The sequence below is a fragment of the Paenibacillus sp. J22FR83 genome, from assembly GCF_059691955.1.
Map to the genome: position 1 here is coordinate 83,125 of NZ_JCAUAM010000024.1, position 20,970 is coordinate 104,094.

General features: G+C 46.3%; 20 protein-coding genes. 7 read left to right on the forward strand and 13 right to left on the reverse strand.

Translation table 11 applies throughout. From position 1 onward, the window contains the following. Window positions 1-223 precede the first annotated feature (223 nt). From AC58PV_RS31105 to AC58PV_RS31130, 6 genes are all read right to left on the reverse strand, one after another. Window positions 224-1,057 carry a hypothetical protein gene (locus AC58PV_RS31105; protein ID WP_497436782.1) on the reverse strand — a complete coding sequence of 278 codons (834 nt, stop codon included), beginning with the start codon at window positions 1,055-1,057 and terminating at the stop codon, window positions 224-226. Further along, on the reverse strand, window positions 1,023-1,751 hold the full coding sequence (locus AC58PV_RS31110) for a hypothetical protein (RefSeq protein WP_497436783.1): 729 nt from the start codon (window positions 1,749-1,751) through the stop codon (window positions 1,023-1,025). Before AC58PV_RS31110 ends, AC58PV_RS31105 begins: the two co-directional genes overlap by 35 nt. Before the next feature lie 446 nt (window positions 1,752-2,197). Continuing rightward, window positions 2,198-3,019 (reverse strand): ABC transporter permease, encoded by an 822-nt coding sequence (locus AC58PV_RS31115; protein WP_497436784.1) that lies wholly within the window; start codon window positions 3,017-3,019, stop codon window positions 2,198-2,200. 4 nt (window positions 3,020-3,023) lie between these two features. Then, window positions 3,024-3,833, reverse strand: a complete 810-nt coding sequence (locus AC58PV_RS31120; protein ID WP_497436786.1) for an ABC transporter permease — start codon at window positions 3,831-3,833, stop codon at window positions 3,024-3,026. Next, window positions 3,830-4,885: an ABC transporter ATP-binding protein gene (locus AC58PV_RS31125; RefSeq protein ID WP_497436787.1), complete on the reverse strand. Its 1,056-nt coding sequence runs from the start codon at window positions 4,883-4,885 to the stop codon at window positions 3,830-3,832. The genes AC58PV_RS31120 and AC58PV_RS31125 overlap by 4 nt, the downstream gene beginning before the upstream one ends. A 183-nt stretch (window positions 4,886-5,068) precedes the next feature. Continuing rightward, window positions 5,069-6,022 (reverse strand): substrate-binding domain-containing protein, encoded by a 954-nt coding sequence (locus AC58PV_RS31130; protein ID WP_497436788.1) that lies wholly within the window; start codon window positions 6,020-6,022, stop codon window positions 5,069-5,071. Window positions 6,023-6,194: 172 nt separating this feature from the next. Between AC58PV_RS31130 and modA the strand changes: the two genes are divergently transcribed. Both modA and modB read left to right on the forward strand, forming a co-directional pair. Next, the gene (gene modA, locus AC58PV_RS31135) at window positions 6,195-7,055 is read left to right on the forward strand and encodes a molybdate ABC transporter substrate-binding protein (RefSeq protein WP_497436790.1); all 861 of its coding nucleotides are present in this window, start codon (window positions 6,195-6,197) and stop codon (window positions 7,053-7,055) included. 2 nt (window positions 7,056-7,057) lie between these two features. Continuing rightward, entirely contained in the window at window positions 7,058-7,729 is a 672-nt protein-coding gene (modB, locus tag AC58PV_RS31140) for a molybdate ABC transporter permease subunit (RefSeq protein WP_497436791.1), read from the forward strand. Between the two features lie 60 nt (window positions 7,730-7,789). Here the strand turns inward: modB and AC58PV_RS31145 are convergent, their stop codons facing one another. After that, on the reverse strand, window positions 7,790-8,554 hold the full coding sequence (locus AC58PV_RS31145; protein ID WP_497436792.1) for a phytanoyl-CoA dioxygenase family protein: 765 nt from the start codon (window positions 8,552-8,554) through the stop codon (window positions 7,790-7,792). A gap of 166 nt (window positions 8,555-8,720) precedes the next feature. On the opposite strand from AC58PV_RS31145, the gene AC58PV_RS31150 reads away from it, so the two are divergent. Then, entirely contained in the window at window positions 8,721-9,521 is an 801-nt protein-coding gene (locus tag AC58PV_RS31150) for a helix-turn-helix domain-containing protein (protein WP_497436793.1), read from the forward strand. Window positions 9,522-9,964: 443 nt separating this feature from the next. Here AC58PV_RS31150 and AC58PV_RS31155 read toward each other — a convergent pair whose 3' ends face one another. The 6 genes from AC58PV_RS31155 to AC58PV_RS31180 form a co-directional block, all read right to left on the reverse strand. Next, window positions 9,965-10,921 (reverse strand): ROK family protein, encoded by a 957-nt coding sequence (locus AC58PV_RS31155; protein WP_497436795.1) that lies wholly within the window; start codon window positions 10,919-10,921, stop codon window positions 9,965-9,967. 11 nt (window positions 10,922-10,932) lie between these two features. After that, a complete protein-coding gene (locus AC58PV_RS31160; protein ID WP_497436796.1) occupies window positions 10,933-11,616 on the reverse strand; it encodes an N-acetylmannosamine-6-phosphate 2-epimerase in 684 nt (227 codons plus the stop codon). A 19-nt stretch (window positions 11,617-11,635) separates the two neighbouring features. After that, entirely contained in the window at window positions 11,636-12,553 is a 918-nt protein-coding gene (locus AC58PV_RS31165) for a dihydrodipicolinate synthase family protein (protein WP_497436798.1), read from the reverse strand. 62 nt (window positions 12,554-12,615) lie between these two features. Further along, on the reverse strand, window positions 12,616-13,446 hold the full coding sequence (locus tag AC58PV_RS31170) for a carbohydrate ABC transporter permease (protein ID WP_497436799.1): 831 nt from the start codon (window positions 13,444-13,446) through the stop codon (window positions 12,616-12,618). Between the two features lie 11 nt (window positions 13,447-13,457). Continuing rightward, window positions 13,458-14,354: a carbohydrate ABC transporter permease gene (locus AC58PV_RS31175; protein WP_497436800.1), complete on the reverse strand. Its 897-nt coding sequence runs from the start codon at window positions 14,352-14,354 to the stop codon at window positions 13,458-13,460. An 81-nt stretch (window positions 14,355-14,435) separates the two neighbouring features. Then, the gene (locus tag AC58PV_RS31180) at window positions 14,436-15,836 is read right to left on the reverse strand and encodes an ABC transporter substrate-binding protein (RefSeq protein WP_497436802.1); all 1,401 of its coding nucleotides are present in this window, start codon (window positions 15,834-15,836) and stop codon (window positions 14,436-14,438) included. Window positions 15,837-16,058: 222 nt separating this feature from the next. Here AC58PV_RS31180 and AC58PV_RS31185 point away from each other — a divergent pair, with 222 nt between their 5' ends. Genes AC58PV_RS31185 through AC58PV_RS31200 form a run of 4 tightly spaced genes read left to right on the forward strand, consistent with a single transcriptional unit; the run spans window position 16,059 to window position 20,611 of the window. Then, a complete protein-coding gene (locus AC58PV_RS31185) occupies window positions 16,059-17,678 on the forward strand; it encodes a response regulator (RefSeq protein WP_497436803.1) in 1,620 nt (539 codons plus the stop codon). Between the two features lie 4 nt (window positions 17,679-17,682). Next, the gene (locus AC58PV_RS31190; RefSeq protein WP_497436804.1) at window positions 17,683-19,491 is read left to right on the forward strand and encodes a cache domain-containing sensor histidine kinase; all 1,809 of its coding nucleotides are present in this window, start codon (window positions 17,683-17,685) and stop codon (window positions 19,489-19,491) included. Window positions 19,492-19,523: 32 nt separating this feature from the next. Next, window positions 19,524-19,922, forward strand: coding sequence for a CidA/LrgA family protein (locus AC58PV_RS31195; protein ID WP_497436805.1), 399 nt, complete (start codon window positions 19,524-19,526; stop codon window positions 19,920-19,922). Beyond that, window positions 19,919-20,611 carry an LrgB family protein gene (locus tag AC58PV_RS31200; RefSeq protein WP_497436806.1) on the forward strand — a complete coding sequence of 231 codons (693 nt, stop codon included), beginning with the start codon at window positions 19,919-19,921 and terminating at the stop codon, window positions 20,609-20,611. Before AC58PV_RS31195 ends, AC58PV_RS31200 begins: the two co-directional genes overlap by 4 nt. The last annotated feature ends 359 nt before the right edge of the window (window positions 20,612-20,970 follow it).

The following is a 20,970-nucleotide window of genomic DNA, read 5'->3' on the forward strand; positions in this document are numbered from 1 at the left end:
TTTCAAATAAAGCTCTGCCATAACGTTATTTGCTCCAAATGGGTGTTCTTTGGGAAAATAGAATTACGATATAGCACTATTTCGTTATAATCAAGCGAATCCGGTCATTTATGTCGAAATAACACTATGGCATAACGCTATGTTTCCGAATTCGCTATTGGACAACCGAATAGGGTAATTGAAAAAGCTCCCGCGCATACTCGTCGCTGGGAGCTTCTCTTTCTTACAGAACCGTTTGAAAACCCGTCTTGTCCGCATGTTTATATTTAATACCTGAATCTCGTGTCGAGATGACCATCATATCACGCCAAATCAGCAGATCGGTCACCTCAGCTTGCGCGTTTAATGCATGCAGTACGACGTTCCCTCTGATCTCAATCAGCTTATAGAGCCCTGTGTTGGCACACACGTAGACCTCGCCGCGATGCGTGACTAAGCGATTCAAGAACATTCCCTCGAACCGATGCTGATTGAACCCGCCATTCTTATTCCCCACAATTAAACCACCGCGCTCTGTTGTTCCGACCAGCTTCGTGTTGAATACAGCTAAACTAGTCACGGCATGATGGAGGGGCATACTGCACCAATTACCTGTAAATAAATCATAAAAAGCAACGCCATCCTCATACCCCAGGAATATAAAATGAGGCGTCACTAGCAAATCATAGGTTTTCTTCCCGCGGTAAGCGAGTGGCAGCCAGTCATCATCATTCCCACAGAGTAAACCATTTTCAGTAAGTACAAATCGATCACCCCAGCCAATTGCCGCGTAACAAGGATCGGTGACGCTCGTTTGCTGCCATATCTCATCCTCTAAATGATACAATCCCTGGCTCGTTGAAGCGAATAACTGTGCCTCCACCCAATCTAAACGGTACACGTGGACCGCATCTGGCAATCCATCAGATGCGCTTTCCCAGGAACGCAGCGGCGAGAACTGGACTACGCCGTGTTCTTCCGTCCCCGCATACAACACCCCTTCTGGGGATGCGGTCAACGTAGTAAACTTTAGGGATAGCAAGTCATTGGTGGATTGCCATGTCGAGTTTATTTCCATGAAGTCCTTCCTCTCTGCAGCAGGTGCATCTGCGACTTTCCAAATACAGATCTTTCACAAGTCTAAGATAATCAAGCGATTGGTCCATTGTGAAATGCTTTGTTTCAATTTGGTGTTGTTTACCCGTCATTAGATTAACAACTTGCAGTTTCACAGGCTTCCCTCCGAACGCCTTGTTACAAAAAACTACCGACATATGTGTAAACAGGTCAAGGGAAGCCGCGCTGTCTTCCACGACAAATTTATGAATGACAATCGTGTCTTGAGATGATTCCATCACCTGAACAATCATCGATAATCCCAAATCTAGCTCATCAACCCATATATCCAAGCTTTCGAATAAAAGGAGTGGCCATTCGATCCGACTTCTACTCGTCAGAATACGATACAACTGATCAATAACGCGATGTTTAACCTCGCCATAGAACGTATCGCTACCGAATTTCTGCACCTTATTCGTCCACTTTTTCTCAAATTCATGATTAATCACCTGTTGTGTACGTGCAGCAGGTGGTAATGTATACCATGCATGAATCGCGTGATACGCTGCGTATTGGGTAAGCTGCTGCCAATTCAGATCCTGCGAATCTCTCCCATGATCTTCATGCGTAAGGGTATGCAGCCAGCGTTCTAACTGAAAGTCTGCTATTACCTGCAAGGTCCCGACACCAATACCATTCTCGCTATGATTCATATCGACTAGCCCCCTCATGATGCCGTTCACTCTCGTCACCTATTGATAATCATTTTCATTTAGATCTCTAATTCGAATGATAATGGTTCTCACTGGTAATGTCAAGATAAAGGCATACAATTAGGAGTCTTTTTACAAATCGTCACAATACGACACCGATTTTCGAGCGACATCGCATCCCAAATACGTTAATCTATGAAAAAAGATTCATAGGAGGCGTACTAGGATGCAAAACTTACAAATCTGCGGATTGGGTTTTATCGTGCTATGTATTATGTACTATCTCGTCATTGATGTTTTCGAGAAGAGTAAACGCCTCAGACAGACAGCTGCCAACGTGCACGCCCCCCTGCCCGCAGCGATTTCTCCGATACTCATCAAAGTGTCTCCCCCTAGCCAGGAAAGTGTATATCCGATGTATATCGACTGTAGTCGCAGCGAGCCATTTATCCCGCAACACTCGAATAACGCCTTAGCCCCTGTGACCATATAAAGTAAGCCCCCATGACGATCACCAATGTGACGGCTGGTACGCCCCAAGCGGCCCAGCCGTATTGCTCTGGCCGCAATAAATATGCCGCTGGATAGAAGCTAGCTAGGGAATACGGTATGATGTACGTTAGCAATCCACGCAGAATCGGATGAAAGATTTGCATGGGATACCTCGTGAAGTCATATAGCCAAGTTATTGGATATATCAGAGATCGAATTTCCTGAAACCAGAATGTGAATACACTTATTGTTAGTAGGATTGAGAATTGAATAAGAGCGCTGCAGAGTAGAGCAATGACGACGTATAGCACGCTCCAGAACGTCCAACTCATATCCAAATGGGATGCCGCATACCCCATAATAGCAATGCCCGTAATCAACTGGCCGACGCCATTTAATTCTTGTGAGTAGCCTATGGTTTGGAAAAGCACGCCAACAGGCCGCACCATCATCATATCCATCCGCCCATTTCGAATGTTGCCCGTTAGCATGAATGGCGCATTAAAGAAGGTTTGGTTCAGTGCTCGCCCCGTGGCCGCAAGTCCGAACATAAAGACTAACTCGTTATAGTCCCAACCTGCTAGCATGGGAATCCGTTTGAATATGACTGTCAAAAATACCAGCGTACTTCCCTGCGCAACGATCCCCGCAATGACCGCAATGATCGTATCCGCACGATACGCGACCAACGTTTTGACATACACTTTTAGAAAATGACCATACATTCCTATCAGATACGCTATCTGACCCATGAAACTTCGCTTTGGTGCTAACATCTTCTCACCCCCCGTTAATCGCTAAGCGTTTCGCCGCTTTCATCCACAACAATCGACTAATGACAATCATCACCACTGCCCACGCTAGCTGCTCCAATAGGGCGAAGCCCATATCCGCCCCCGTCAGCTTGCCTGTATAAATGGATAAGGGAATATATGCCATAGCTTGAAAAGGTAAATAGGTCAGAACGGTTTGTAGGCTGCTTGGAAAGAAATCGAATGGAATCAACGTTCCTGCGAAAATATCCATCATCGCTCGCTTCGCCAACTGTACCCCGAACGTATTCGTCGTCATGAACGAAATCATCATAATAATTGAATTAATGCTAAATGCTACTAAGAAACCGATGATAAGACTTAGCACAAAGGCAGCTCCAGCCCCCAAGCTTGTTGGTGATTGAATGCCAAGCCCGAAGATGAGAAGCAGGAGCGCAGGAATATTGACCCACAACATTTCCACGGCAAAAAAGCCTGCGGCTTCTACAAATCGCTGTACTTGAAAGTCCACCGGTCGAATCAGATCCAGTGCAATGTCCCCGGAACGGACTCGCAACGCCATGGCATAGGTAGGCGCACGCTCCGCTGGTGACCAGCGAGCAAAGTTAATCGTTTGGCCAACCATCACATAAGTAATTAATTGCTCCCAAGGCAACACCTGCCCGCTGCCATACATGTAAATCGCCTTCCAAAGCATGTAATACAGCACACAGAACATAAGCGTTGACACGAGTGTCATCATAAAATCAAACCGAAACTGCATGCGCTGGCGAACCGCAATACGGGACATTCCGCCTAGTCGTTGAAGAGTATTCATGAAGGGATAACCACACTTTCCAACTCGCGCCCAGACTCAGGCTTCTGCTGCGAATCCGAGATCCCTTCGCGATAAATCCGAGAAATTAATGCGTCGATATTCTCATCTTGCATGGTCAGATCACGCGGCTGTGCATATTCTAACAGATGCTTTAGTAGGGTGGACGTATCCATGTGATGCTGATCGTAGGATATTTTGAGCATGCGCTCTTCAACCAACGTGTGCACGTGGAAGTCCGCGAACAGCGAAGCGGCTTTTTCTGCGAGATTGGTATCCTCGAAAGTAGCCTTAATTTGACGTTCAGTCGCATAATGGTCGCGAATATGCTGCAGGCTGCCATCATAAATGAGGCGACCCTTATCGATAATCATTGTCCGATAACATAACCGTTCAATATCATGCATGTCATGTGTGGTTAGGAGCAGCGTGACGCCTTTTTCCCGATTGATCTTCTCAATAAACGCACGGATTCGTTCCTTCGCCACAACATCAAGCCCGATTGTAGGCTCATCCAGAAAGAGGATATCTGGCTCGTGCAACAAGGAGGCCAGGATTTCACAACGCATCCGTTGACCGAGTGAAAGCGTTCTTACAGGTCGGTTAAGTAAATGTTCGACTTCCAGAACCTCGGCAAACTCACGTAAATTTCTGTGATATCGCTCCCATGAGATGCTGTACATATATCGCAATAAATCATACGAATCCTTCACAGGCAAATCAAACAGCAACTGGCTCCGTTGTCCGAATACGACACCAATTTGATACGAACTAAGCTTTCTACTCCTATGCGGAACTAAGCCCGCCACTTCAATACTTCCACCGCTCGGCTCCAAGATGCCGGTCAGCATTTTGATCGTTGTCGATTTGCCCGCACCGTTCGGTCCCAAGTAGGCAACACTCTCGCCTTTTTCAATGGAAAAAGAAATCTCCTCGACAGCGACCATCTCTCGCTTCTCCGGCTTAATCAGGCTCCGAATCATGGCAAATCGCCCTGTTCGTCTTACATCAGTTTCGAATGTTTTGCGTAAATGTTTGACCTCAATGAATGACAATGCGCTCTCCCCTTTGGTTGCGATAGTCTCAACTGAACTTCAACCATTATATCAGTGTTCCAACTGGGAGTAACTATTTTTTCCAAATGACTTTCCCTATAACGCCATTCCGCGGTTAGTCGAAACGATATGCCAAAAATGTCTACTCATTCGTAGACATCCCTTTGATTACACTATGTGCAACTAAGTCTCGTATAACACGCGTCCTGTCAAGGATAGGTCATAGCCTCGAATAGGACGCAACTCATTCCGAAAAGCTTCGGATTGCAGGATTTGCTTAACGCGTTCGATCCAAGCAAGGTTTTCCGGCTTCTTTAACATTACCAAATCATAGCGTTCTTGGATGAGCGGGATGAAATCAACGCCACCTACCATCGATGCGGCCTTTTCGATCCCTACGCCGAAGTCCGCTTCACCTACAGCAACTTTTCCCGCAACGCCCATATGATTCGATTCTTCGCGGTCATATCCGCTGAGCGACTGCGGTGAAATGTGATGAAGACGAAGCTGCTCATCCAGAAGAACCCGTGCGCCAGACCCTTTCTCGCGATTCACCATGCGAAGATCCGTTCTACTGAGATCTGCCCAGCCATAGAGTTGCTTCGGATTACCTGACTGAACGAACAAACCCGCTGAGCGTGAAACCAGATTTACAACGACGTAGGAAGAACCAATCAGTAATTTTCGGATATAAGGCAGATTATATTCCCCTGTATCACCATCCAGCAGATGCGTGCTGACAATATCCGACTCGCCTTTGTACATTGAAATCAGGCTATCCAGGCTTCCGACATAGGCGCGAAGCGGTCTATAAGGTGCGATTTGTCTTTCGATATGTTTGGCCAAAATGTCCAAGCTTACATCTTGTCCCGTTATGACAAGGGACTGCTTGGACGACCGTCCGGCATACACTGCTGGCTGTGCATAAGGCTCGGATGCTTCGTTGTGCACGACAGGAGCCTTCCCACCTTTTGCACGCGTTTTATAGGCTTCAAGATCCGAGGCATCTACGCGCATTTGCTTGCCGACACGGTAGGCGGCTAGATCGCCTTTTTTGATCAGATCATACACGGTTAATTTGGAGATTTTCAAAAGTTTAGATATTTCTTCCGTTGTATAGGAAACGTCTGCTGCCATAGGAACCTCCATAAGGTATCTTTCGAAACCATTCTTTCCTATCATAAGCTGATATAAGGTGTATTTCAATCCTGATATAGACGATTTAATTAGGGTTATATATAATAAGAAAGTATTAGATAGTATCATTTATATCTAAATAGATAGAAAAACGATAATCGGAGGGTGTTTTATGTCATATGTAAAGAAGTTTAGTATGGTTTTGTTGAGTTTCGCAATTGCAACCATGATCATTACGGGGTGCTCTAGCGAAAAAGCACAACCCGCAGTAAGCACAGCACCAACGCAAGCTGCACAATCAACAGCAACACCAGCCGCTACGCCTGTACCTACGGAAAAAGTTGAGTTAACAATTTCCGCTGCAGCTAGTTTAACGGATGCTTTGAAAGAAATTCAAACGAACTACGAAACTAAAAACAAACAAATCAAACTCAATTTTAACTTCGGCGCTTCCGGCGCATTACAACAGCAAATCGAACAAGGTGCTCCTGCGGACTTATTCTTCTCAGCGGCTACCAAAAATATGAAAACCTTAGTCGACAAACAATTGATCGATACAACACAGCAAAAAAACCTGCTTATTAACGAGTTAGTTGCCATCATTCCAGCAGATGGTAAAGTTGCAGTAACGAAAGTTGAAGATCTCTCCAGCGATAGCATCAAACATCTAGCTCTTGGTGAGCCTGCAACTGTTCCGGCCGGTGGTTATGCCAAAGAGGCATTGACGAATGTGAAGTTATGGGATTCCCTCCAAGCGAAAATAGTACAAGGTAAAGACGTTCGCCAAGTACTTACCTACGTAGAGTCCGGAAACGCCGAAGCTGGTTTCGTGTATAAAACCGATGCGCTGACTTCCAAAAGTGTAAAAGTTGCCTTCCGTGTGGATCCAAAAACATATACACCAATCGAATACCCTGCAGGGATCGTAAAAGCTACCAAGCACAGCAAAGAAACGTCCGACTTTTACACCTACCTGCAAAGTAAAGAAGCACAAGATGTATTCGTTAAATTCGGATTCTCAATACCTAAATAAAGATGGCTCAAATCAACTGGACTGAATTCCTTGATCCTATTCTCTTATCATTAAAAGTTGCTATTGTATCCAGTGTGTTTGTCCTTATCTTCGGCGGATTAGCTGCTTGGGCAATGTCACGTCGAAGTTTTCAAGGGAAGATCGTCGTAGAGACTACCTTTATGCTGCCCTTGGTATTACCTCCTACCGTCGTCGGCTTCATATTGCTAATTCTCCTTGGTAAAAGAAGCTGGATCGGGCACTTGATGGACTATGCATTCCATCAATCCATCATTTTCACGTGGGGAGCTGCCGTGATTGCTTCAATTGTAGTGGCCTTCCCCCTCGTGTACCAAACGATGAAAACCGGCTTCCTACTTGTCAGCAAAGACCTTGAGGATGCCGCAAGATCTATTGGAGCAAGCGAATGGCAGGTGCTGTGGCATATTACCTTGCCTTTGGCATGGCGCTCACTCATAGCCGCTTATATCCTCGGCTTCGCCAGAGGGCTTGGCGAATTCGGTGCGACGCTCATGATCGCAGGCAACATCCCGCACAAGACCCAAACCTTACCAACTGCGATATATATTGCCGTGGAATCCGGGAATCAAACGCTAGCTTGGTACTGGGCAGCAGCCATCATCTTGATCTCTTTCGGTTTGCTGTTTATCGCGAATTACAGAACGAAGAACTAGACAAAAAACCGCAGCATCTAAAGGAGGGCTTTCCTCTTGTAGAAGCTGCGGTTTTGCTATTTAGTATAGAGGATACTTGACGCGTAAATCTTCTCGAAACAGCACACTGGAATCATTGCGGATATAATGGCACACGTACGAGCGGCGCCAACGATCCAGACTGCGATTCTTATAGGAAGAGTGGATGAGAAGCTCATGGAAAAATAAAATGTCCCCTTTTTCCATAATAACTGGGATCTCTTTGGTAAGATCTACCCCTTCGGTTTCTTCTGTCCAGCTTTCATGTTCTTCTAAATTCTTCACCTTACCATGTGGAAGCAATCCTAAGTTGTGCGTGCCAGGAATAACCCATAAACAGCCGTTTTCTTCATCCACCCTTTCTTCCAAAGCGATCCAAGCTGCGATCATTGATTTCGGATCATCTTTAATGTAGTAATAGTCCTGGTGCGGCGCTTGCCCTGGTGAGCCTGGCTCCTTATAGAAGTACATGCTTTGCACACAAACGGCCTCGTCTCCCATCATCTGACCAAGCGCACCTCGCACGATAGGCAGCTTCATGAGTTGTCGTGAGAAGCCATCATGCTTATGTGGATTAAATAATCGCACCGAGAATCGATCCTTATCCGAGACTTCTTGAGTGCCTTTTTTGGGGAGAGCCCATTCGGCTATCTCATCTGCGGAGCGAATACTGTGAATGTGTCCATTAAAGGCATCCACAAGATCTGAACTGCACCCCTTTTTCAACAAATAATACCCATGTTTATGAAAAAACGCCAACTCTTCTTCCCCTAAAGGTGCTAATCGTTCCTTAATTACACTTTGCATATCCCATTCCCCTTTCAAAATGTAAGCTCTAGCTATATACTTAGCATACAGATGAACTCGCATTTCGAACATGGCTGTGATTGACGATAATATATCTGTAATTGATATTCATGTCAAATGATTAACTGCACTCTGTTTCATTATATTATTGAAAAGGAACATGCTTATGACCTCCGAATTCAACATACACCTACCTAAGGTACATGCAGCTGTTGGCGGAACGGTTGTCTACCCGCCTGGCAGTCGATTTGGTCCACGCATACAAGCTGATCTCCAATTAGTCTTGCTGCACACTGGCTCTATGACCGTGTATATAGATGAGATTCCCCATACGATACAGCCCGGGCAAGTGATTCTTCTGAAACCTGGACATCAAGAACATTTCTTGTTCGCGAAAGAACAAGAAACTTGGCATCGCTGGATAGCCGTTCATGTTGACCAGCTTTCGGAGCATCAACGCGACCAATTAGCACAATTGCCACACACACAACCTATAAGTGAAGAAATGAATCGCTTAACAGATATCCTCATCTCCTTAAAATTGCGTTACGAGACGGCATCAGATACCCTTCGCAGTCTGGGACTAGCGGCTATTCAGTTATTTATTGCAGAATCGACCAGCAATCACATGCAGCATACGCACCCTTCGGTTCTACACGCAAAGCAATATATCGAGCAGCAATTTCATGATCATCTCTCGCTCGAAGGCATAGCCGATGAAGTTGGCTTGTCTCCCGAGCATTTGGTTCGCTTGTTCCGTAAACACGAAGGCATCACACCAATCAAATTCGTGTGGAACTATCGCATTCTACGAGCCAACGAGTTGCTGACGCAAACCGGCTTAGCCATTGGTGAGATCGCCATGCGCTGCGGCTTCAAGAATTCGTTTCACTTTGCTCGTGTGTTCAAAAGTACAACAGGCACAACGCCATCCGATTACCGGCAAGGCAACTGGCGTGGGAAATGATGGGCGCGGGCTAACTAAGCTGTTCCTCCCCACATTGTCTGCGCCTTAGCCAAGTTTAACTGTAAAAACTACAGTTAATTCCCTCCGTTTCATCGAATCCGCTCAACTAAATGGATTTTCTACAGCTAATTTGCCCGGATTTAGCCCAAACAAGGGATAGAGGGAAATATACCTGTATATTTTCCATCTAATCAGCAATTCTAGGTTTTTTGGGCGAAAATAGATGGAGGTTTTCCAGTTAAACTTGCGAGCCACGTCCAAATTGGTCGAAAGTAGATGAGTGTTGGCGTGACGAGTAACAGTAGTGGTGCTATTTGTGGTTTTGGAGTTGCTAGATTGTTGGAATGGGTGAGTTGCTGAGTTACTAAGAAGCTGAAATTGTTGAGTTGTACCAAGGTCTAAACAAACAAAGAGCCTCGCTTCAGTAGCGAGGCCCTCCACGATCATTCCCACAATTGCAGTGCTGCACCAATCATACCGCTCCAATTGCCACGATAGGCTGGCTCGATTCGAACACCATCCAGCATGGCAGGCATTGTTCTTCGTGCTACTTCTCTGCGTAGCTCACCAAACAACCGATCACCCGCTTCGGCTACCCCGCCGCCGATGACGATTAACGAGGGATTAAACATATGGATGAAAGAAGCTATGGCCGATCCTAGCGCTGACATGGTTTCCTGCATAAGTTCATTCGCTAACAAATCTCCCCTATGCCATCGCGCAAAAACCTCACGGGAGTCAACACCATCTTCGCCTTCTCCCCTGCGCGCAAGTTTCTCGCGCATCCGTCTAGCAATCGAAGTCCCTGACGCATATTGCTCCAAACATCCAATCCCGCCACATACACATGGGGGACCGTTGAAGTCAACTGAGATGTGGCCAAGCTCACCGCCACCGCCCCATGCTCCGTGGACCAGTCGGCCATCTACAACGAGTGCGCCGCCAACACCTGTTCCTAGCGCAAGGCATAGAAAATGCGCCACACCTTGTCCAGCCCCCAAATGTTTCTCCGTCACCGCGAGCACATTCACATCGTTATCCACGATAACAGGCAGCTGAAAGTGCTCCTCGAGGATGTCCTTAAGCCTCGTTCCCGCATAACCGGGGATAATGTCAGACGCCGAGCGAATCGAGCCGCTCGCCCAATCGATTTGCCCTGCACTTCCGACGCCAATGCCTTTCAAACATAAACATGGCTCCATGCTCCCAGCCTCTGCAATCACTTCCTGAATCGCTTGCAGAATTCGATCCACCGTCTTCGCTTCGCCCGCCATTGTCGCTAAACTGACCATGCGCAAGACTTCACCTTGCCCATTTACGAGACCAGCATTGATCTTCGTACCTCCTACATCAACGCCAATCACATAATCCGCTGAGGGGTTAAACGTATAGGCTACCATCTGTCCTCCCCCTACACACGCAAAGTGGATAATGCCTTCACATAACGCTCGGTAATGAGCTGCGGTCTCGTGATCGCACTCCCCACCACGACATAGGAAGCGCCGCAAGCCATCGCTTTCACCGCTTCCTCCGGCGTCCAGATCCGCCCTTCGGCGAGAACAGGTACACGAACTTTTCCGCATAACTGTTCAAGCAATTCATAATCAGGTCCTTCTTGCTGCGTACTATAGGGTGTGTAGCCAGCTAGCGTCGTTCCGATGAAATCCACACCGAGCGCTTCTGCTGCAAGTCCTTCTTCCAAGGTTGAAATATCCGCCATCACAGCGGCTCCCATTTCGTGAGCCCATGCAATGAGCGGCTTCACCGCTTCCAATCGTCCTTCGCGATTCGTAACATCAAGCGCAACAACATCAGCGCCTGCCATCACAATCGCTTTTACTTCATCCAAAGTTGGTGTTATAAATACATCAGAGCCAGCTATATCTCTTTTGATAAGTCCAATCACAGGCACATCTACTTCTTTTTTTATCATCAAAATATCGAGAACACCGTTCGTTCGAATGCCAATCGCTCCCGATTGAACAGCTGCTCTGGCCATTTTCGCCATCGCATCTCCACCATGAAGAGGTTCATGCTCTAGCGCCTGACAGGAAACGATCAAGCCGCCTGCTTGAAATATCTCTCTAGGTTCCATCGTTACCATTCCTCCTTACTTATGCCTTAGCCAACTGAACCAGCGTCATGATCCGCGTATTCAATTCTTCGATCCGCCCTTGATCTCCTGCTGTACATGGTAATAATGGCATTCTCGGCTCTCCAATATCGTAACCACGCAGCTTTAGAATCGCTTTGCAAGCCCCATATAAGGACGGAAAGGAAAGTAATTCGACAATGAGTTCGTTAACCTTGAACTGCCACTCCTGCGCTTCGCGCATTTGTCCCGTTACATAGCATTGTTCGATCTTGAGGAATAGCTCCGGCATCACCCCATAGGTTCCGCCAATGCCACCATCCGCGCCAATACTGCGCCCAGCTAAATACTGCTCATCAGGACCGTTGAATACGAGGAAGTCGCTGCCTCCTGCCGCCTTGAACTGTTGAAGTTCAAAGGTGCTTTCTGCGGAAATCTTCACGCCAATTACCTTCTCTTGCGCAGCCATTTTCACTAACAAACTCTTCGATAATTGAAAGCCCGTCGTTTGCGGGATATGGTAAATAATGAACGGCAGCGAAGTACTGTCAATGATCGCTTGCCAATGTCCCTCTACACTATGGGGTGATAAGCGGTAATAGATCGCAGGAACTGCTGAAACCGCGTGCGCACCAACTTCTTCTGCATGCTTGGCAAGCTCAACGCTATCTCTTGTAGCGGCTGCTCCTACATGAGCTATGATCGTCAGTTCATTCCCGACTTCCTCCATCACAGCAGCAAGAATCGTCTTACGCTCTTCAACCGTTTGCAGCATGCCCTCTCCTGAGCTGCCCCCAACATAAAGGCCTTTGACGCCAGTCGAGGCATAATAACGAGCCAATCGACGAACAGCGACTGTATTCATTTCTCCCTGCTCATCATAACTCGCATATAAAGCGATAATAATACCGCGAAATTGTTCTAAATGATAAGGTTTCATATCCTATTTCCTCCAAGTGATGATTTGATTGAATTGTTAAGCCATGTACTGCACATGTAACCTTAACCTTTGACCGCACCCATCGTAATCCCTTGTGTAAAGGCTTTTTGGAACACGAGAAAGATCGTAATCATAGGGACAGACGCAAGTGCGGCTCCGGCCATCATGATTCCATAGTTGGTTGTAAATTCGCCTTGCATCGTGGCTACCCCTAGCGGCAGTGTCATCATCGAGGTGGACCTCGTCATAATGAGCTGACTGAAATAATCGTTCCAAGAGGCAATGAAAGTAAAGATCGCTAACGCGCCTAATGCTGGTTTAAGTAATGGCAAGATAATCGTAGAGAATAGTCGGATTTCGGAGCAGCCATCGATCTTCGCCGCTTCAATTAGCTCCCCCGGTACTGTTTGAGCGAATTGTTTCATTAAGAATACACCGAACGGCCAACCGATTGCTGGTAAAATAAGTCCATGATACGTATTGACCCACCCGAAGTCGGCCAACATCGTAAAGAGCGGAACAAGAATGACTTGTTTCGGTAATGCCATCGCAGCGATGAACATGGTAAAAATAATTTTCCGGCCTGGGAACAACTTCTTCGCCAGGACATAACCGGCAGAAGCCGAAACCAGACAGACAGCGAACATCTCAACTACCGCAATGATGAAACTGTTTAACGTCCAGCGCCATACGGGATTTTTGAATAAATCTACCCAATTCTGTAAAGTCGGTTTGAGCGGGAACCATTCTGGCGGAATTTGCGTAGCCACCGTTTGGAATTTAAAAGCCCCCGTCACAATCCAATAAAACGGAAATATGAAAAACAATGTAGAAAGAATTAATAATAACGTAGAAAATCCGTTAAATACCCTTTGCCCAGCGTTTATTCTCATGATGTCCCCTCCTAATACTCAACATCGCTGCCAAAGAATTTAAATTGAATCAACGAGATAACCCCGATAATAATCGCAAGGAATACGCCCATCGCCGAGGCGCTGCCGAAATGACCAAGCACAAAAGCCTGCTCGTACACGCCATACATGACGGTCGAAGTGCTATAAACAGGTCCGCCAGAAGTTAGCAACTGAATTAAGGCGAAACATTGAAACGTATTGATCGTCGTGATGACGATAATATAGAGATTGGTCGGCATGAGCATAGGCCAAATAATTTTCAAAAAGATTTGCCACGGATTAGCCCGATCGATCTCAGCTGCTTCAATATAAGAAGTCGGGATATTGCCTAAGGAAGCTACGTAAAGAATGATCGGTTGACCGACAGATGTCGTAATTAAAACGGCGATAATCGCCAACAGAGCTGTTCGCTGATCACCAAGCCATGACATCGGTTCAAGTCCAATTAATCCCCCTAAATAGTTGAGAATGCCATAATTCGGATGGTAGATCCATCCCCATACAACCGTAATACTAACGACAGAAGAAACGGCTGGCAGATAGAATACGCCTCGATAGAATGATCGTGCAAATTCCTTTTTCTTATAAATGGAAACCGCTACGAATAAGGAGAAAATAATGACAATAGGAACCGTTATCACGACAAGCAGGAGCGTATTTCGCATCGATTTTAGAAACGTTTCGTTATGAATCAAATCGACGTAATTAGCGAATCCTATAAAGTTAAATGTACGCAAGGAATAATCGAAGAAGCTAATGTAAATCCCTTTCACCATGGGATAAGCAACAAATAGCAGAAAGAATCCAAGTGCAGGCAATAGAAAAATATAGCTCATAAGCCAGTCTCGACGAATATAACTTTTGGTTTTACGAACCGTAACCTCCATGTTTCTTCCCTCCCTTTCTTTATTGAGATGCAAAGAGTAGAGTACAATCGCACTCTACTCCCAGTGGACATGCCTCATGACTTATTTGGAAGCTGCTTGCTCTTTCTTCGCTTTGGCAATGGCCTCGTTCGCCTTAGCCGCAAAGCTATCCAACGCTTCCTTGCCTGTTGCTCCGCCTGTTAACACACGTTGCAACTCAGGGAACCAGAACGTACGAATTTCAGCGTAACCATCGGCAATTGTTGGTGCATCGGTGATGAATTGACGAGCTGTCTCTGCATATTTATACTCAGCATCACTATAAAGACCTGTAATCGACGTACGGGCAGACAAACCGCCTGTTTGAATTAAGTTTTTCTTCGCATATTCAGGATCGTTCGCAATGAAATCGACTAACTTCTTGGCTGCTGTAATCTTGTCCGCATTTCCGTTATTAAACACGGCCATACCGCCCAAATACGGCTCAAGCTTAGGCTTAGACCCATCTAATGTTGGGAATGGCAGCAAGACATCTTCGAATTGCACCTTTTTGAGCGGAACGTTCTGCGCTTTAAGAACTGCTGAATAATTAAGCGTGAAAGCTAATTTACCTTGCAAGAATAAATCGTTGACATCCGCTGCAGCAAGGGAAGCAGAACCGGACACACTGATCTTATCCTTCGTTGCTTTAGCAACCCAATCCAATGCTTTGGCAGCGTTGTCCGTATTAATCGCTACTTTGGAGTTATCTTCACTCAAGAATCTTGAAACTCCTAGATTGGCAATATAGGCGCGAGTCCCTTGATCTCCTGCTGTACTTTTGGCGAAGAAGCCCGTTGGGATGATTTCAGGCGCTTTCTCCTTCACGGCTTGCAACGCTTTCTCATATTCAGCCATGGTCCACGTCCGGTCAGGACGGCTTAGCGGCAGCAAATCCAGCGCACCGATTTTCTCAAATACGGTCTTATTAACGGCCATCATGAACGGTGCTGTATTTATCGGATACATGTAAATCTGATCCCCAACCATGGATTGCTTCCACAGGGCTGGCGTAATATCTTTCTTCACTTCTTCGGTAACGATGTCATTCAGCGGAGCGAGTAACTTCTTCTTCCCCCAGTCAATGATGCGGCCAGGCGCATCGTAGATCACATCTGGCGCCGAATTCGAAGCGATGGCAACGTTCAATTTTTGCGGACCACCTTCAAAGGTAATCATCTCTAAATTGACTTTAATCTCTGGATGTTTCTTGTTAAAAGCGGCAATGATCCCCTTCTCGTATTTCCCAACTTCTCCATCCAGCGGTTGAAAATTCGGGAAGTTCCACCATGTAATCTCAACTGGCTTCGCAGCCACTGGACTTGGTGTAACCGCTTTACTTTCAGTCGTACTCGTGGCTGTGTTCGCTGGTGTATTCGTAGATGAATTCGTACATGCAACTAACTGCGACCCGACAAGAGCAACGCCTACCAGTGTCATAAGTCCTTTTTTCATAGCCCTCATGTGAGCACCCCCGTTAATGTTTGTGGAATAAACATGGTTCGTTTCATTCCGTGCACTAAGCATACGTGAAATTAAAATGTTGGAGAATCCCCGTATCTTTACATTCATAGTCGTATTCTGACCTGTTCGTTTTCCAGCAAATGAGAGCCTCATTTCCGATAATTTTAGTGTTATACTGGAGTGACCGCACGGTTTCAAGTCCTAACAAGCTGGGGGAACTTCATGTATAAACTACTAATTGTCGAGGATGAACCACTCATCAGAGCTGGCTTGCAGCACTATTTTAACTGGACAGAACTTGGTGTCACCACGATTGTTGAAGCTGTCAATGGCAAGGAAGGTTGGCTCACGGCGCTTCAAGAGCAACCTGATTTGATTATTACAGATATTCGGATGCCCGAGATGGACGGTCTTCAGATGATTGAACACATTCGAGCGACACGCCCGGATACCCTTTTTATTATTTTGACGGGGTTTAACGATTTTGAATATGCGCAGAAGGCGATTCGTCTTGGCGGTGTACAAGCCTTTCTACTTAAGCCGCTTGAATATGAGGAGAGTTTCGCGACTCTTCAAAGCTGTATGGCTACACTAAAGCAAAGGCATCATGAACGAGCGCAACGTATGGATTTGGAACAACAAGCTAACGAAAACAGAACCTATAAAAGCAACCAATTGGTCAAGTTTCTACTGGAAAATGAATACGCAGCTTGGGAGGAAGGCGTTCGTCAACATTTCAATGACCTTGGGCATTTGACGACTCAGTATCAACCCATGGTCGTGACATGGTTTCCTCAAGATCCGGCCTCATTTTATGATAAAAGAGAGTTCCGACAACAAGCCGAAGGCATTATTCGGACGGCCATTGAAACAGTGTATCGTTCCAGTATTCCCACACCAATAGTCTTCTATATAGATAAGACCAAATGCTATGCAATTGCGCTATTAAGTGATCAACCAAGTACACACGAGGTCGATCCCGACTCATTTTCAATGGGCGATACCAGCTTATACATGGCAATTGGTAAACCAACATCGGATAGTTCGCAATTGCCACAGTTGCTTCATCAAACGGATCAAGCGCTGTATCAACGCTACTATTATGCCCATCGACAGTTCTTCATGCCAAGTGAATCGAACGAGATCCACTCGCGTGCTAAGGATTCCCGACTACTTCTGGAAGACGCCGATAAGAACCGAATGATCGCAGGACTTGAGAGCGGTAATAAACGGGATATTGAGGAGCTCATGCAGCGATTAGCCACGGATCTGCGTACGCATATGCCCCACACTTCGCTGGATCGTGGATTCGCCTATATACAAGACATCATCTCGATTACCATTCGCTTCGCCCATCGCAATGGCATTCCTGTTGAAGGCGTTTACAGTGAAAAACTGCTAAAGCTAACGTGTGTCGATGACTTTCCAACGCTCGATGCCCTGTTCAACTGGCTGGCTGCTTGGATGGTACAAGTCAGCGAAGTGTACCGAGATGAGTTCTCTTCAACGAATCACCAGGATGTGCTTATTTTCGAGCTCATTGAAGCTTATATTAAAGAGCATATCGATCAAGATATTACGCTGCAGATGGTAGCCGATCGATTCTTCTATAATCCTTCGTATTTAAGTCGTATTTTCAAAAGAAAATTAGATAAGAACTATATGCGGTTTGTAACCGAAATTCGTATCCAATATGCGCAAGAATGCTTGAAGAAGCCAGAATATCTGGTCACTGATGTGTGCGCGATGTGCGGGTATAAAAGCTACAAACATTTTGTCAAAACTTTCCGAAGCCTTACAAATATGACACCAACGGACTATCGGAAGAAATGGGGATGGTGAACCTTTGAACGCATGGCGGCGGCTCTCGCAGCAGTATCGGATGAAGCATGTTAACCATCAAATCTTCATGCTCATGATTCTGATTATTACCGTACCCTTATTGATTATCTCGGTCATTATTTATTTTTTCTCCATCCAAGCCGTCAAAAATGAGTACCAAAGCTCCTCGAACCTTATTCTTACGAATCTGTCCTTCAATATCGACCAATATTTGCAAAGTATCGAGAAAGGAACGCTCAACGCGCAAATGGACGGGCAACTGCAGAATGCCTTGGAGCATTGGGTTGCAGATGGCGATGAGAACAATAACGATCAGCGGATTCAATACGGGAACACGATTGAGCACTTCGTCAGTTCGATCGAAATGACAATCAAGAATGTCGATAGCGTGCAAATTTACGCAGGTTCTCGTGTTTTCTACTCGGCGAATTTCAATCGTTCGGATTATGATGTGGAAGATTTCACGCATGAGGAATGGTACTTGCAGACACAGCAAAGTAAAGGTGGCATCGTTTTATTCGGAACACACCTCCCCTTTCATCGTGTAAATGCCAAGGATCCCGTTATTTCCATCGCGCGGGTCATTAACAAAGTCGGAAGTAAGCAGCCACTCGGGGTTATGCTGATTGATATTCGGTTGGATTCTTTACGGGAAATATTGAAATTGTCGGAGACGAGTAAACGCAACTTCACGATTATAGATAGCCAAGGTGCTAGTATTTATAATTCTGAAAATACGTCTGCGAATGCCAATGGACCGATTACACTCGAGAATCAGAAGCTTCAGAACGTTCTGAATGCTGAGAATGGGAGCTTTTACGCGTACTTTGCCGGTGCCAATTCGTTCATTAACTTCGTGACCTCGCCCTACTCGGGCTGGAAGGTCATTCAATCCATCGATGAGAAAGAAATGACGAAGCAGGCGGAGATTTTGATCAAAATTATATTAGCCCTAGCCTTCTTATCCTTAGGAACTGCCGTTCTATTCATGTTCATTCTATCCGCGCGCGTGACGAAACCGATCATTCTACTGAGCCGCAAGGTAAAAATGGTTGGTTTAGGCAATTTCGATGTGGATCTTAGCTCGGACCGGCAGGATGAGTTCGGCGTGCTATATCAAGGTATTCGTAAAATGTTAGAAGACTTGCAGAACTATATTGAACGTTCCTCCATGGCCAAAGCCCAGCAGAAGGTTGCCCAGTATGGCGCTTTGAAAAGTCAGATCAATCCGCATTTTCTCGCCAATGTGCTGGAAACAATTCAAATGAAAGCAATTATCAGCGGACAGCGTGATGTCGGTGAAATGGTCGGTATTCTCGGCCGGTTGTTCCGCATTCATATTCAGACGGGAAAAGAAACCGTTACCCTACAGGAAGAATTAATCCACATTCGCCTGTATGTGAAAATCCAACAACTGCGCTTCGGGGATAAAATTCAGTATCGCGAAGAACTCGCGGTAGATAGTGAGACGTTGCAAGTTCTGCATTTTTCATTGCAGCCGCTAATCGAAAATGCCTTCGTCCACGGACTGGAAAGGAGCAGTCATGCAGGGCTTCTGGAAGTATATTCCATGGTTTCGGGGGATGACTTGCTGATCCAGATCAAGGATAATGGAGTTGGCATGGATGAAATGAAACTTGGCCAGTTGCGAAATCGGCTCGCTCAACCTTCGGACACACTGGACGAAACACATATTGGCATCAAAAATGTGCATGATCGTATCGTTTTTTACTTCGGCGATTCGTATGGGATCGAAGTGGAGAGTCAGCTTGGCGAAGGGACTCTCGTGAGGATACGGATTCCAGCGCGGTAGTGCAATAACACGACATCAGACAGGAGGACCTTATGCTAGGACTCGCAATATTGCTTGCATTTAACTTCATTGGCATTTGGCTTCAAACGAGCTTTCATATCCCACTACCAGGCAATGTGATTGGACTTATCCTTTTTACCATCGCTCTGTTTGCAAAGCTTATTAAGCTCGAATGGGTCGAAACGACCGCGAACTGGTTCACGGGCCATATGATGCTGTTTTTTCTGCCATTTGTCGTGGGCACCATGGCCTTCTTCCCCCTGATTGGGCGAAACTGGCTTTCTATCGGAGTAGGCGTCATGGGAAGTTCGATCGCGGTCTTACTTGTAACAGGCTTTATCACATCCAAAATGACGAACCGCAAAGATCAAGGACATCGCACCCATTCTGGTGCTACTGGGCCAAAAACTGCTGAAGGTGGTATGAAATGACGACCTCCTCTTGGCTAATGAACCCGATGTTCGGCATCACGCTCAGTGTCGCAGCCTATACGGCTGCTCAGTTCATTCATCAGCGGTGGCGATGGTTGCATCCGCTTTTTGTTTGTTCCGGCTTCATCATCTTGGTCCTGCTTAGCTTCCACATCCCTTACGCCGCCTACAAGGTAGGCGCGGATCTGATTACCTTGTTGCTTGGGCCAGCAACTGTAGCCTTAGGTGTTCCGCTGTATAAGCACGCGGGATTGATAAAAAAACACCTCACCAGCATCCTGCTTGCGGTTACGCTCGGATCCTTAGCCGGCATTGTCACCGCTGCCGCTCTGGTTGGATTGCTCGGCGGAAGCCGTGAGATTCTGCTCAGCATGCTGCCGAAATCCGTTAGCTCACCCATCGCGCTCGAAATCTCACGCCATCTCGGCGGCTTGCCGGAGCTAACGGCTGTGCTAACAGTCCTCACCGGGCTATTCGGCAGCATGATCGGCCGCAAGCTGCTGACTTGGCTCGGATGGCGCGATTCGCTCTCCATCGGCATCGCCGTTGGCACCGCCGCGCATGGGATTGGCACTGCTCGCCTCCTCAAAGATTCGGAGGAGGAAGGCAGTATGAGCGGCTTCGCCATGGGCGCCGCAGGGATCATAACGTCGATTTTGTTTATTCCGGTGTATTGGTGGTTTAGTTAGAGGGAATTGTGCACCCAAAATCGCCGCCAAGCTATTGCTTCAGCTTGGCGGCGATTTTGGACGTTCTTCCTCTGCCTATACTACTATCTCTACCTTTAGCGACACTCAAACCTTTCTCAACCGTCAAAAACAAATTAAATGGATTTTATGTATCTATTTTTGCTGATTCTCCCAATATTGCAACAATAGATGGATTTTCTCCAGTTAATTTCCATATAATTCTACCAATTCTTCAATTTCACATGAATTGTAGAGTGAAAGGCTGGGTTTACCAGCCTCTCCTCATCAAACCGTGCGTGAGGTTTTCCCTCACACGGCTTTCCGACGTTCTTCACCTTGGATATTACGGTAATTTCCAC